Source organism: Rothia sp. ZJ1223, assembly GCF_016900985.1.
GTDB lineage: Bacteria > Actinomycetota > Actinomycetes > Actinomycetales > Micrococcaceae > Rothia.
Map to the genome: position 1 here is coordinate 46,340 of NZ_JAFEUT010000003.1, position 13,493 is coordinate 59,832.

Consider the following 13,493-nt stretch of genomic DNA (forward strand, 5'->3'; position numbering starts at 1 on the left):
TGGTCCTCTTTTCCCTTTATCTCAGCCAACCACGTAGAATCGTGGTTATGGTCAACCAGCACTATTTTTCATCAAATCCCGATACCGACTTCGTTCCCAAACACCTTAAAGTGCGTCTAGCGGGTGCCGAGCACACCGTGGTCACGGCACCGGGTATTTTCTCCCCCGGCGGTATCGACAAAGGAACAGCCGTGCTGTTAGCAGAAGTACCCCCAGCAACCGGTAAGAACCTGCTGGATATCGGTTGCGGTTGGGGACCTATCGCACTCACGATGGCGTTAGAATCTACCGAATCTCAGGTCTACGCCGTTGATGTAAATACACGCTCCCTGCAACTCACCGCAACTAACGCCGAGCGGCTGGGGGCAACCAACCTACACGCATCCGCCCCCGAAGATGTTGATGCTACCCTAGAATTTGACCTTATCTGGTCAAACCCGCCCATTCGCGTCGGCAAAGATGTGCTGCACGATATTATGCGCACCTGGTTGCCCCGCTTGACAGTCGGCGGCGAGGCCTACCTAGTGGTTCAGAAGAACCTCGGTGCAGATACTTTGCAAAAGTGGCTGTTTAATGAACTCGGCAATCAGTTTATTGTGGAGCGCCATACCACGTCTAAAGGCTTCAGAATTTTGCGTGTTGAACGTACAGCCTAAGTCATAGTGCTTACACCAACTATGCAAAAGATCCCGATGCGCCGTTACGATGCACCGGGATCTTTACAAACAGCAATCTAGCCGTTATGGGTATCTAGCCCAGGGTAACCTTGCCGGTCATTTCTGCCGGCCCTGCCAGCACTACATGCTCTAGATTATCGGGACCCAGCACGAAGGTCACTGCCAGGGTGCCACCGGGCACATGAACCAGCCACTCATCCGGAGCTTCATCTCCACCCCAGAAGCGGACGGCAGCGGCAGCGGCACACGCACCGGTACCGCATGAGAGAGTCTCCCCCACGCCGCGTTCGTACACTCGCATGCGAATCGCACCCACATTAGCTTCACCAGTTTCAGCCTCTGTTTCTTCGATTTCTTCAGGCACCACAAACTCAACGTTAGTGCCCTCCGGTGGAACAGGGGTCACCTTCGGCGCGGTCTCCAACCCCAAGCCTTCTAGTTTGCCCTCAGTACCCAGAGCAACCACAGTGTGGGGGTTACCCATCGAAATAGAGACAGCAGGACGCGGGGTCTTAAGCCCTCGGGCGGTCACCATCGCGTCGTGCCCATTATCACGGGCAGAATCACCGTCAATAAAGCTCCAAGGGCCCATATCTACCGCATACCCGTTATCAATCCGCGCCACCGTCTTGATGCCGGCGCGAGTGCCAATGCGAACATGCTCGCCTTCTTCAAGAATGAGTAATTTCTGGGTGATCAGGTACTCGATGAAAGCGCGCACCCCGTTGCCGCACATCTCCGAGATAGAACCGTCGGCATTGCGGTAGTCCATGAACCACTCGGCATCTTCAGCTTCATCGAGCAGATACTTGCCCTCAGCGAGCTCTGAGGTTTTGATAGCACGAATAAAACCGTCAGCGCCAATACCAAAGTGGCGGTCGCATACACGTGCCACCAATTCAGGATCCAACGACAGCGCACCATGCTCATCGGTTACAAACACAAAATCATTACCGGTACCCTGCCCCTTGGTCAGGGGAATACCGGAAAGTTCACCCCAGCGTTCTTGTTCAGTCATGATGATCCTTTTATCTCGTGCGACCAGCAAATGTTCTTCTACCTATTGAACCATGAAGCCCCGGTTCACAGCCGAGAGAGCACCAGCTGCCGTAACAACCCACGCTTATTTTTATGGTATTTCAGCCCTTATAGAGTTCTTCCGCGATACCACGGCGCTACTTGTCCAAGGTTCAGAAGATTCTTTCTACTGTTCGCTTTTATGCACACGCGCCAGCGCCTGAGCACGGAGGTCAGCATCAGCCCAGTCTAACCAGTTCACCCGGTCATCAGCGTTGAACCAGGTAATCTGGCGGCGGGCAAACTGGCGTGTAGCGGTCACGGTGTCTTCGATAGCTTGCTCGCGGGTATAACCGGTTGCTTCAGGAACACCGCGTTGGGCGTCCAGCAGACGCAAGTACTCCCGGTAGCCGATGGCACGCGAGGCTGTTTTGCCTTCACGCAACCCGCGTTTTTCGAGGGAGCTCACCTCATCGAGCAGACCGAGCGCGTCCATGAGCTCAACGCGACGGTGCAAACGCTCGTGCAGCTGCGCTCTGTCGCCGTTAAGCCCAATCTGCACGGTCTCGGTGACGTACTCACGACGAGGCATAAACGAGGTAAAGGTTCGCCCCGTCACCTCATACACCTCAAGGGCACGCACTAAACGGCGATCATCCTTAACTCGCGAAGCTGACTCCGGATCAACCTCAGCCAACCGGGCAAGCAAAACGCCGCGTCCGCTCGTCGCAAGTTCCTCTTCAAGGCGGACGCGCACCGCCGGGTCAGTCTCGGGGAACTCCAGCACATCAAGAACAGCACGAACATACAAACCTGAACCACCCACCAGAATCGGGTAATGCCCGCGAGCGCGCACCTCCTCGCAGAGGGCACGCGCCTGAGCTTGGAAGGTGGCAACGGAGGCTTCATCGCGTACATCCATAATGTCAAGTAGGTGATGGGGTACGCCCTTCATCTGCTTACTGGTGACTTTGGCTGTACCGATATCCATGCCTCTGTAAAACTGCATCGAATCGGCGTTGATACATTCGCCGCCAAGCTCCAGTGCCAGTTCAATGGCAAGATCTGATTTGCCGGACCCCGTAGGCCCCACCACAGAGATGACCGGTAGCGTGTTCATTACTTACGTAAGGTGGGGAAGCCCAGTGATACTGGCGCGCCGGGTACCTGAGTGATACCGGTACCGCAAGAATCTGCCTGGGCGCGGTCCCACGCATCGCCCGCGCGGGAACGACGCACAGCATACTGCTCAGCGGTGGGGTCAGAAATCAGGTGGAAGGAACCGGCTTCGGTGATGGGTAGAGTCACCAAATCTCCGGGGCGCGGAGTCTCGCAACCTGCCGGAATGGAGAAGTGAACCAGACGCATATCCTGAGTACGACCCGAAAGACGGTGGGTCTGCTCTGCCTTACGACCAGATTCTGCTACCACCATCAGCTCAACCGTTTTACCCATCTGCTTACGGTTTTCTTCAGCTGCAATGCGATCCTGCAAAACGGTCAGACGCTCGAAGCGTTCCTGCACAACTTCTTTGGGAACCTGGTTCTCAAACTCAGCGGCAGGAGTGCCGGGGCGAATGGAGTATTGGAAGGTGAAAGCGGTTGAAAAGCGGGCTTCTTCAACCACGCGCATGGTTTCTTGGAAATCCTCTTCGGTCTCACCGGGGAAGCCCACAATAATATCGGTGGTGATAGCCGCGTCCGGCATTTTCTCGCGCACCTTTTCGAGGATACCCAAGAATTTCTTGGAACGGTAGGAACGGCGCATATCTTTAAGCACCTTGTCAGAACCCGATTGCAGGGGCATGTGCAGCACCGGCATCACGTTGGGAGTCTCAGCCATCGCATCAATCACGTCGTCGGTAAACATTGCCGGGTGAGGGGAGGTGAAGCGGACGCGCTCCAACCCCTCAATCTCACCGCAGGCACGCAACAGCTTAGAAAAGGCCTGACGGTCGCCGAATTCAACGCCGTACGAGTTCACGTTCTGACCCAGCAGGGTCACCTCAATAGCACCGTCGTCGACTAGAGCCTGAACTTCAGCCAGAATATCTCCGGGACGGCGGTCTTTCTCTTTACCGCGTAGTGAGGGCACGATGCAGAAGGTACAGGTGTTGTTACAGCCCACCGAAATTGAAACCCAGCCCGAGTAGACGTGATCACGCTTGGTCGGCAGCGTGGAGGGGAAAACCTCCAGTGATTCCAGCAACTCAGCCTGTGCCTCATTGTTGTGGCGAGCGCGTTCTAAGAGGGCAGGCAAAGAACCAATATTGTGAGTGCCAAAGACAACATCAACCCAGGGAGCACGCTTGATGATGGCGTCCTGATCTTTCTGCGCCAGGCATCCGCCTACAGCAATCTGCATGCCTTCGTTCTCACGCTTGGTGGGAGCCAACATCCCCAGATTGCCGTACAGCTTGTTCGAGGCATTTTCACGCACAGCGCAGGTATTGAACACTACAAGGTCAGGAGTCTGCCCTTCTTCTACCGGAAGGTAACCGTTAGATTCCAACAAACCGCTCATGCGCTCGGAATCGTGCACGTTCATCTGGCAACCGAACGTGCGTACCTCGTAGGTGCGGGCGCTGTTGGCAGTTACTGCGGGGGTCTGAGTTTCATCTAAGTTCAAAGTCACCTTACAAGACTACTCGATAAGGCATAATGTGCTCCATGAATAATACGCCACGTTCACCACACTGCCAGGGGCTGTACGATGCGGCGTGCTCTCGTTATCAGCCCCAACCGGCGGACTCCCCCGTTGATACTCCCAAATTTGCTTCTCTTCTTGATGCCCTGGTTTCGGTGGCAGCTGGTGTCTGCAATATTGAGCAGGACGCGCTAGAGCACCTTGAGATCCTTTCAGCTGGTATGCGTTCGGTGGTGGTTCGTTGTGTCTTTGCTTTTGGTGCTGATTCTAGTCCACAAGGTTCCAGGCACACGTTTTCGGTTATTGCCAAGCACTACAGGCGCAAGGATTCTGCAACCAATTCCGGCGGGTTCGGGTATATTCGCGAAGTCTGTTCGCTGCCGACTTTTAACTATTGGGCACCTAAACTCTTTAGCTCGCTGTTGGGTTCTGACCCTTTAAAGCGGGTGACTGTTACTGAGGATTTAGGGAATTTTCGTTCCGTTCATGCCCTACTGACCAAGGGCGAAATAGAGGCTGGTCTTGATGCCTATCTGAAATTTTTTGAGGATATCTATGCTCAAGATGACACCTGGCACATAGAGTTCCAAGCAGCGGTGAAGGAGCTTGACCCCCAGGCGACATCACCGGGGTCACTCACCAGCCCCCGTTTAGGTATCAAGGGGTGGCGGCGTTTGGCTGCCATTGCTGGAGTACCACTGGCTGAGTCTGTGGAATGCACTCTTGAGATCAATACGGTACCCGCTTTTTCCATGCACACTGTACTTTCGCACGGAGATTTTTCTCCGCACAATATAGCGGTCGCTGACGCAGAGGTGCGTGCTTTTGACGCGGAGGGAGCTGCTATTCATCACGCCTTTTTACCGATTGCCGATATGTTGCTGGGGTTCCCTCTCTCCCCATATCACCGCGACTATTTACCGCTGGTAGAAAGGGCGCTATGGCAGGACGCCTGCCGGCGGCTCTACGCCCTAGCATCTCAGCACGATTTGGAAGCTGGTTTCGATACTGACTTACATCTAAGCGAACAGATGATGGTTATGGCAGGCATGGTCTTGGAACTTACAGGTTTCACCGCCCACGACCTAACCGATACACACCGTCAGCTACTCACGCACACCGCCGCCCGCGTAGCGCAACACTACCCGGATGCGTCCGCACTGATACAGCGGGTCTTAGAGCACCGCAATCTCTAGCTCGCAAGCGGGGTATGTTAGAAGTAATACTCCTCAGATTCTGCTGATCTGCCGCCATTCTCCTGCACGTAGTTCTCAATTTCTTCGCTGACCACGCTAAAAGCCATAGAGGGCGGATAGCCCTTGCGTGCCAGCATACCCACCAGCCGGCGCATAATCTTTTCTTTTTCTTTCCGATCTGAAAAGTCCATAGAAGGTCGCATTTTTTTGGCAACCAGCTGGTGAGCGTCGCTGCGTTCGTCCTCTTCGCTGCGCTGCTCAAGAGCTTCAGCAACGTGCTCCTCAGCGACCCCTTTACTTTTGAGCTCGCGGGCTATTGCTGAGCGTGATAGCTTTTTGAAAGTCACTTTTTCCCGAACGTACATCTGAGCGAACTCTTGATCATTTATGAGTTTGGCTGCTTCAAATCTATCGAGAACATCAACGATGGTTTTTTCGCTAATTTCTTTGTCTCGGAGTTTCTTCTCAAGCATCACCCTTGACTTAGCGCTAGCTGCCAACTGGTTGAGCACAATATTTTTAGCTTTGGTAAATTCGCTCTCAGGCTCATGGGCAGCCCCCCTGCGCCAGGGCTTTTTGGCTTCGTCGGGCGTCCCTACCCCGTGCAGGGCGTATAGCGCCAAATCTTCTTCAGTATCAGGCTGGGCAAGTCTGCTTTCGGGGCGAAACTGAGTTGTCTTAGCCGGTTTATGTGGTCCTTTCTTCTCGTCCTCAAGCTCTGGCGCAGCGCCGAAAGCCGGGGCGAAAGGGGAATTCTGCAGGTACTTAGCCGGTGGTTTACGAAACCCTTTTTTGCGTTGAGTGTTCGGGTTCCTGCTGTGTTGCCGTCCTGAACGGTTACGACTGGACGCCTCCTCTTCCATGCGCCTATCGCTCTTGGAAGATTCAGAAAACGGTGCGTTTTCGCCAGTATATTGGCGTCCCACAGTGTTAGCGCTTGGACGGATACCCTCCCCCGGCTTTTCTTCTTGGGCGCCGGTAGATGCGGGGTGCCAGTCAGGATAATCGTTAGCTGGGTTGCTTACCATCATGTTCTAGGGCACCTCCTCCATTTATATACTCACGGTGCTTAGCCATTGTAAAAGGTAAGAGACTACTGACTTGTTTCAACGCAAAAAAGTGTTGCTACCAACGAAAACCGCAGGTAGCAACACTGTGATAACCCGCGTGCCGAGTTAGAAGTTTTCGGGCAAATCTCCTAGGGGATCAATAGCGTCGTCGGTGATGACTCCATCTGCATCTACTCCATCAGGAGCGTCCGCGTTTTCGTCCTCAATGATTCCCAGCTTCACGAGAGTCTTGTACTGGATTTCCTCAGCAAGCTCGGGATTGTCTTTGAGGAAGCGGCGGGCGTTTTCTTTACCCTGCCCCAGCTGATCGCCTTCGTAAGTAAACCATGCACCTGACTTCTTGACGATGCCGTTTTCAACACCCATATCGATGATACCGCCCTCAACGGAAATACCTTCACCATAGAGAATGTCGAATTCTGCCTGCTTGAAGGGCGGTGCCATCTTGTTCTTCACGATCTTGGCACGGGTGCGGTTACCAATCGGGTTTGCACCGTCTTTGAGAGTTTCAATACGGCGAATATCAATACGAACCGATGCGTAGAACTTCAGTGCTTTACCACCGGTAGTGGTCTCGGGTGAACCGAAGAAAACACCGATCTTTTCGCGCAGCTGGTTGATGAAGATGGCGGTGGTGTTGGTCTGAGCGAGGCGACCGGTAATCTTACGCAGTGCCTGTGACATGAGGCGAGCTTGCAGACCCACGTGTGAGTCACCCATTTCGCCTTCAATTTCGGCGCGGGGAACGAGTGCGGCAACGGAATCAACGACGATGATGTCCACTGAGCCTGAGCCGACGAGCATATCCATGATTTCCAACGCCTGCTCACCGGTATCGGGCTGAGATACCAGCAGTGAGTCGGTATCGACGCCTAGCTTAGCTGCGTAAATGGGGTCAAGAGCGTGCTCAGCGTCGATGAAAGCTGCAATGCCACCCGCTTTTTGAACGCTAGCAACGGCGTGCAGAGCAACAGTGGTTTTACCTGATGATTCAGGGCCATAGACCTCAATCACGCGGCCGCGGGGCAAACCGCCAATGCCGAGTGCAGCGTCTAGGGAGAGAGCACCGGTTGAGATGGTCTCGACCTTGACAGCTTCTTTGTCGCCCAGACGCATGACAGCGCCTTTGCCGTAGTTCTTGTCGATTTGTGCGAGGACGCCTTCGAGCGCCTTTTCGCGGTCTGATGCCGGAACCTGGCTCACTGAAGTGTTAGCACGTGCTTTAGCTGCCATGTTTTGCCTTCTTTCATGGTGTAATCTCGTGGTGCGCCTGAACTTCAGCGGTTCAGACTTCGTGTTTTCTATAGTCACCACGGTAGCGGTACCGGCTGACAATTTAGGACCGTTTGAGCAAATCTGTGGATAACTTGCTCATTTTTCGACCGTTTTGACCGATTGTGGAAACAACTCTACCAGATTTTCGAACATATTTTCTAGTTACACGGGTAGATTCGAATACCTAGAATATATTTACGAAAAGATTGGTGGTGAGCCTATCGCTTCGGAGCGATATCAGGCCCCCACCAGCGTTCCTCCGGTATTTCCTGCACCTGACATACTGCCCGCCACACCTCTGCCGGGTCAAACCCCTGCCGAAGCGCTTCCTCTGCGGTGAAGTCACCACACTGCCCCAGCACTAAATCGCGGGCAAGCACTCGGGCATACCCCTCACCGAACTCATGCCCCATCAAAAACCAGAACTCACTCAGCTTCATGTGTCTTGAGTTTACTCTCAATCATCATCTGATACATGTCTGCCCCCTCACAAGAAATGAACGCTCTATATAAAAGTGCCCCGCACTTCACCAAGTGCGGGGCTTTTCTGAGATCTAGACCTTAGCGGGCAACGCTCAAGGAGTGAGCGTCCTGAGGAATATCCTTGCTTGAAGTTGCAGCGATGCCGTACTCACGCTTGAACTGATCTGAGAATTCAGCAGGTACGGTGTCAGGCACAGTAAAGCCGGTCTCAGGTGCCATGCGGTCTGATACTTCGCGCAGCATCTGCGACAGTGAAATATCGAGCGCCTCGCAGATTGACGCCAGAAGCTCAGATGATGCTTCTTTCTGTCCGCGTTCTACTTCTGAGAGGTACCCCAGAGATACGCGAGCACTGTGTGAAACTTCGCGCAGGGTGCGACTCTGACGCTGGCGAACATCGCGCAACACTTCACCGATAGCGTGGCGCAGGAGAATAGTTTTGGGAGCAGAAGTGGTAGGTGCAGCTGCCTCTGATTGGTCAACGTCCTTCCATCGAACGACGCCGTTTACTGATACTGGTTGCTTCGACATGAGAGTCTTTTTCCTTCAGTGATCATCGCGCTCTTTCTTCTAATGAGCGCTCCTTTGTGTTCTACTCAACAGCCTAACGCATTTTTGAGCAGTATGCACTGTGTTTCGTGGGACGCCCCCACGCTTCACTCATTGCGTTATGACTATTTCAACGCATGAAGCTGGGAGTTTGTTCCCGGTTTACCGCAGAATTTTCTGACGAGAAGCTGAGCGAAAGCTGGTAGAAGATGTGCCTTGTTCATGCAAAGTTCATTCAGCGCACTGAGACAGGCGTACTATATTCAGGTGCCCACCGACAGTTTCTCGAGATGCGCTAAGAGATAAGCCAGTACGTCCTCTACCGTTGCCTGACGAATCTCTTGCCTGTTGCCCTCATATTTTTTCTCATACGCATAGGTCTCGCCAGCACAAAATATACCAATAAATACTGTACCCACGGGTTTGCCATCGGCAGGCTCAGGGCCAGCAGCACCCGTGGTTGCAACAGCGCAGTCTGCCTCGCAAACGCGTGCCGCGCCCTGCGCCATGGAGCGAACTACCTCAGAGTCTACTGCCCCCTGAGTTTTCAGCAGCTGGGCAGACACACCCAAAACCCCGGCCTTCACATCGCTACTGTAAGAAATCACACCACCACGATATACAGCTGAGGCACCGGGGACATCGCACAGAGTTGCCCCAACTAACCCGGCGGTCAGCGACTCAGCCGTTGCGAGCTGAACACCTCGCGTCTTGGCGGTTTCGATGACCCGTTGCGCTAGAGAATAACCCCGTGAGCTCATGATTCGATTCGCTCCTGTCTGTGTTATTTGTTCTGAGACGTGAAGTAGTCACGGCGCAGCTGCATAGCCTTAATCACGTAATCCATACCGGTTACCACAGTGACGATAACGACTGCTGCCATGACCAGCCAACCAGGCCATAGCGCCCAAGCGCCCAAGGACGCCAGCGGCAACAGCATCAGCACTAGAGCCACCGTCTGCAAAACAGTTTTGAGTTTGCCACCCTTCGAGGCTGCCATTACCCCGTACTTAATGATGAAAAGACGCATCACGGTGATGCCCCACTCACGCACCAGAATGACAATAGTAACCCACCACCACAGCTCACCCAGCATCGACAGCAGAACAAAGGCTGCGCCGGTGAGTAGTTTGTCAGCGATGGGATCAGCAATCTTACCGAAGCTGGTAATAAGGTTACGCGAGCGTGCGATGGAGCCGTCCAGCCAGTCGGTAATCATTGCCAGTATGAACACTGCTACTGCCCACCAGCGCATGCTCATGTTGGTTTCGCCGTAGGTACCTCCCAGCCAGAGAAGCCAGATGAACAGTGGAACCATCAGGATGCGTAGCGCGGTCAGCGCGTTGGGGAGGTTCCAGTTTGACGCGGTGGGGTTCACGGGGGTTGTCACTTTTATGCCTTTCGCAGGTGGCGGTGGCGTACTGTCTTTTTCTTTACAGTACGCCACCGCCGTCAGTAGTCCAGGTAGCTCCGTCAGTGTTTTATCTGCCGGTGAGGTTCCAGGCGTCCTCACCGGTGGGATCTTCAGCGTCGTCGAAGTAGTCAACAGCAGGTTCGCCCATAGCGTCGAGAGAATCAGCGACTAGGTCGGTGGGTTCAGCTGCGGGAGGCTCTTCACCGCGTAGGCGTGCTAGGACGGTGGGAAGGTCATCGGGCTGAACCAGCACGTCGCGTGCCTTAGACCCTTCTGAGGGGCCCACAATTTCTCTAGATTCCAACAGGTCCATCAGGCGCCCTGCTTTAGCAAAGCCCACGCGGAGTTTACGCTGAAGCATAGACGTTGAGCCGAACTGGGTGGTAACGATCAGTTCAGCTGCCTGCAACAGAACGTCAAGGTCGTCTCCGATATCATCGTCAATCTGCTTCTTGGGAGCAGCGGCAATGACATCGTCGCGGTATGAAACCGGCATCTGGGTTTTGACGTGTTCCACGATTTCGTGAATTTCAGATTCACCCACCCATGCGCCCTGAACACGCATGGGTTTAGAAGCGCCCATGGGCAGGAACAGCGCATCGCCCTGACCAATGAGTTTCTCTGCACCCGGCTGGTCAAGAACAACACGAGAGTCGGTAACAGATGAGGTCGCAAACGCCATGCGAGAAGGCACGTTGGCTTTAATCAGACCCGTTACCACGTCAACAGAGGGACGCTGGGTTGCAAGAACCAGGTGAATACCGGCAGCTCGCGCTAGCTGGGTAATACGCACAATAGATTCTTCAACATCGCGCGGGGCAACCATCATCAAGTCGGCAAGCTCATCAACAATCACCAAAAGGTAGGGGTAAGCCTTAATCTGGCGTTTGCTGCCGGGTTCGGGCTGAATCTTGCCAGCTTTGACGGCTTTATTAAAATCGTCGATGTGTTTGTAGCCGTAGTGTGCCAGATCGTCGTAACGCGCGTCCATCTCACGCACTACCCACTGCAGTGCCTCAGCGGCTTTCTTGGGGCTGGTGATGATGGGGGTAATCAAGTGTGGAATACCCTCATAAGCGGTGAGTTCAACGCGCTTGGGGTCTACCATGACCAGACGCACCTGATCGGGGGTTGAGCGCATCAGGATTGAGGTAATCATCGAGTTCACAAACGATGATTTACCGGCACCGGTTGCACCCGCCACCAGCAGGTGAGGCATCTTCGCCAAGTTGGCGAGTACGAAACCGCCCTCGACGTCTTTGCCCACGCCCATGACCATGGGGTGTTCGTTGGTATGTGCCTGGGGGGAACGCAGTACATCACCGAGTGCCACGGTTTCGCGGTCGGTGTTAGGAATCTCGATGCCGATAGCAGATTTTCCGGGAATCGGCGAGAGAATACGAACATCTGCTGAGGCAACAGCGTAGGAGATGTTTTTACTCAGTGCGGTGACTCGCTCTACCTTGGTGCCAGGGCCGAGCTCAATCTCGTAGCGGGTGACGGTAGGACCGCGGGAGAAGCCGGTGACAGCTGCATCAACGTTGAACTGGTTGAGTACCTCGGTAAGAGATTCCACCACCTGCTCATTGACCTCAGATGATTCTTTGGCGGGAGGGCCCGCTTCGAGCAGGGTCTCAGACGGTAGATCGTAGTTACCTGCCGATGACTCCACGCTGATACTGCCGCGCGGTTGCTCGGTCGTTGCAGGTACCGTGTGATTGGCGATATTCGTAGGCGCTTTTGGCTTCTCTGTCGCAGTGGTTTTGCTCGTTGCAGGGTTTGTAGGTTGAGCTACAGGCGGACGCGACGCCGCAGATGCAGACGCTGGGGCTGATCGCTGCGGAGCAGCAGCCGGCACCGTCTGAGTGCGCGGTTGTGGTTTTTCTTCTGTCATCGGTTCAGCGCGGGGTGAACCTGACGGCTTGTCGAGCTCGTCAGTGTAATCAAAAAGATCCGGGGTTTGGGTTTGCTGGGCTCGTCCACTATCTACCGCAGCTTGACGGACCTTCTCCAAACGCTGAGCGGGCGCGTCCGACCACTCGCCCTGGTCAAAGAGGGTGGGTTCAGCTTTTTTCTTGTTTTTCTTGGGGCGTCGAGGCGCGGGTGGCTCAACATCAAAATCTCGGTTGACACGTTGCAGAGGAGCGGTATCTGACACAGGCTCGTCAGGGTGCAAGAGCGCAGTGTCGAAAGCTTCATCGCCCTCGTAGCTATCAAGACGGCGACTACCAGAGCTGCCGTTGCCAAAGCCCAACCACGCTAAAATTCCCTTACGGGGTGCGGGCGCTGCTGGTGTAGATTCATCGTAGAGGTAAGAACGGTCATGCGATTCCTCGCGGTGCAGTTCCTGCTCTTCATGGGCTTTTTCGGGTTTTGAGGGTGCCTCGCCAAGCATGATGCTCATCAGGTGTACCAGCCGAGGCCCAATCATGCGCAACGGAGTTTTAGTTGCGATCAAAAGACCCAGCGCAAAAACAGCCGCGGTAACCAGCCATTCAAAGATTGAAATACCGCCCACGAGGCGAGAGAGAGGGTTAGCCACAAGCAACCCAATAATGCCGCCGCCAGCCCATACGTCCTCAAAACCACGACCACGGACGAGGGCGGGAAAGCCAGCGAGTTTAGCGGCGAGCATTGACCCGGCGACCAGCATGATGAAAAGACCAACAGCAATGCGGTTATTAGCCCCAATCTCTAGCGGATGTCTAAAGATGCGCCAGGCGAAAATGAAGGCAAAGATTGGAATCAGCAGGGCACCGTGGCCGAAGGTGCCGCCCACCATCACGTGCCACGCATTAATAGGGGCTTCAAACCATCGGTAGGTATCAACGGTGCGTAGCGCCCACCATTCCACCAAAGCGGTGATGAAGCCAAAGAGCAGAATCAGCAGCGCTCCCCCATCCCTGCGGTCTTCGGGGGCTAAATCGGTGCGCAGGGCACCCACGCGGCGCACAGCGGCGCCCACGATGTGGGCGCACGTCAACCAGGCACCCAGAACAACCTTGCTCACCATGTTCTGCTGGGGAGCCGTTGATTTAGCTTTGGTGTTCTGGCGGGATCGGGCGGAACCGCGTGCCGCAGTCTTCGTCGCTTTGGGCTGCCTCGATGAACGCGGAGCTGACTTTCGTGATGCCATTGTTTCCAATCACTGCAATCGCTTGTCTAT

The 13,493-nt window shown here is 54.5% G+C and carries 12 protein-coding genes; 2 read left to right on the plus strand and 10 right to left on the minus strand.

Features of this window, described 5'->3' with window-relative positions; genetic code table 11:
- The first annotated feature begins 47 nt into the window (after positions 1-47).
- The gene (locus tag JTP09_RS04525; RefSeq protein ID WP_204877269.1) at positions 48-656 is read left to right on the plus strand and encodes a class I SAM-dependent methyltransferase; all 609 of its coding nucleotides are present in this window, start codon (positions 48-50) and stop codon (positions 654-656) included.
- Positions 657-750: 94 nt separating this feature from the next.
- On the opposite strand, the gene dapF is transcribed toward JTP09_RS04525, so the two are convergent.
- The 3 genes from dapF to miaB all read right to left on the minus strand — a co-directional run bounded on the left by dapF (position 751) and on the right by miaB (position 4,322).
- Complete coding sequence (gene dapF / locus JTP09_RS04530; RefSeq protein ID WP_204877270.1) at positions 751-1,695, minus strand: diaminopimelate epimerase; 945 nt, start codon at positions 1,693-1,695, stop codon at positions 751-753.
- 186 nt (positions 1,696-1,881) lie between these two features.
- Positions 1,882-2,814: a tRNA (adenosine(37)-N6)-dimethylallyltransferase MiaA gene (gene miaA, locus JTP09_RS04535; RefSeq protein WP_204877271.1), complete on the minus strand. Its 933-nt coding sequence runs from the start codon at positions 2,812-2,814 to the stop codon at positions 1,882-1,884.
- The gene (miaB, locus tag JTP09_RS04540) at positions 2,814-4,322 is read right to left on the minus strand and encodes a tRNA (N6-isopentenyl adenosine(37)-C2)-methylthiotransferase MiaB (RefSeq protein WP_239478803.1); all 1,509 of its coding nucleotides are present in this window, start codon (positions 4,320-4,322) and stop codon (positions 2,814-2,816) included. Before miaB ends, miaA begins: the two co-directional genes overlap by 1 nt.
- A 41-nt stretch (positions 4,323-4,363) precedes the next feature.
- Between miaB and JTP09_RS04545 the strand changes: the two genes are divergently transcribed.
- On the plus strand, positions 4,364-5,536 hold the full coding sequence (locus tag JTP09_RS04545; protein WP_204877273.1) for a hypothetical protein: 1,173 nt from the start codon (positions 4,364-4,366) through the stop codon (positions 5,534-5,536).
- 17 nt (positions 5,537-5,553) lie between these two features.
- Here the strand turns inward: JTP09_RS04545 and JTP09_RS10005 are convergent, their stop codons facing one another.
- The 7 genes from JTP09_RS10005 to JTP09_RS04580 form a co-directional block, all read right to left on the minus strand.
- Entirely contained in the window at positions 5,554-6,567 is a 1,014-nt protein-coding gene (locus JTP09_RS10005) for a regulatory protein RecX (protein WP_239478805.1), read from the minus strand.
- Between the two features lie 144 nt (positions 6,568-6,711).
- A complete protein-coding gene (gene recA, locus JTP09_RS04555) occupies positions 6,712-7,839 on the minus strand; it encodes a recombinase RecA (RefSeq protein ID WP_204877274.1) in 1,128 nt (375 codons plus the stop codon).
- 260 nt (positions 7,840-8,099) lie between these two features.
- On the minus strand, positions 8,100-8,321 hold the full coding sequence (locus JTP09_RS04560; RefSeq protein ID WP_204877275.1) for a DUF3046 domain-containing protein: 222 nt from the start codon (positions 8,319-8,321) through the stop codon (positions 8,100-8,102).
- 121 nt (positions 8,322-8,442) lie between these two features.
- Entirely contained in the window at positions 8,443-8,895 is a 453-nt protein-coding gene (locus JTP09_RS04565; RefSeq protein WP_204877276.1) for a helix-turn-helix domain-containing protein, read from the minus strand.
- A 281-nt stretch (positions 8,896-9,176) separates the two neighbouring features.
- Entirely contained in the window at positions 9,177-9,674 is a 498-nt protein-coding gene (locus JTP09_RS04570; RefSeq protein ID WP_204877277.1) for a CinA family protein, read from the minus strand.
- Between the two features lie 23 nt (positions 9,675-9,697).
- Positions 9,698-10,303 carry a CDP-diacylglycerol--glycerol-3-phosphate 3-phosphatidyltransferase gene (gene pgsA, locus JTP09_RS04575; RefSeq protein WP_370592499.1) on the minus strand — a complete coding sequence of 202 codons (606 nt, stop codon included), beginning with the start codon at positions 10,301-10,303 and terminating at the stop codon, positions 9,698-9,700.
- A 91-nt stretch (positions 10,304-10,394) separates the two neighbouring features.
- Positions 10,395-13,463: a DNA translocase FtsK gene (locus JTP09_RS04580; protein WP_204877278.1), complete on the minus strand. Its 3,069-nt coding sequence runs from the start codon at positions 13,461-13,463 to the stop codon at positions 10,395-10,397.
- Positions 13,464-13,493: the final 30 nt, after the last annotated feature.

Bases quoted from the DNA above. Each gene is read 5' to 3' on its own strand.
- JTP09_RS04525 (WP_204877269.1), top strand. From the start codon at position 48: ATGGTCAACCAGCACTATTTTTCATCAAATCCCGATACCGACTTCGTT.
- JTP09_RS04560 (WP_204877275.1), bottom strand. From the start codon at position 8,321: ATGAAGCTGAGTGAGTTCTGGTTTTTGATGGGGCATGAGTTCGGTGAG.
- JTP09_RS04565 (WP_204877276.1), bottom strand. From the start codon at position 8,895: ATGTCGAAGCAACCAGTATCAGTAAACGGCGTCGTTCGATGGAAGGAC.
- recA (WP_204877274.1), bottom strand. From the start codon at position 7,839: ATGGCAGCTAAAGCACGTGCTAACACTTCAGTGAGCCAGGTTCCGGCA.
- JTP09_RS04545 (WP_204877273.1), top strand. From the start codon at position 4,364: ATGAATAATACGCCACGTTCACCACACTGCCAGGGGCTGTACGATGCG.
- JTP09_RS04580 (WP_204877278.1), bottom strand. From the start codon at position 13,463: ATGGCATCACGAAAGTCAGCTCCGCGTTCATCGAGGCAGCCCAAAGCG.
- JTP09_RS04570 (WP_204877277.1), bottom strand. From the start codon at position 9,674: ATGAGCTCACGGGGTTATTCTCTAGCGCAACGGGTCATCGAAACCGCC.
- dapF (WP_204877270.1), bottom strand. From the start codon at position 1,695: ATGACTGAACAAGAACGCTGGGGTGAACTTTCCGGTATTCCCCTGACC.
- JTP09_RS10005 (WP_239478805.1), bottom strand. From the start codon at position 6,567: ATGATGGTAAGCAACCCAGCTAACGATTATCCTGACTGGCACCCCGCA.
- miaA (WP_204877271.1), bottom strand. From the start codon at position 2,814: ATGAACACGCTACCGGTCATCTCTGTGGTGGGGCCTACGGGGTCCGGC.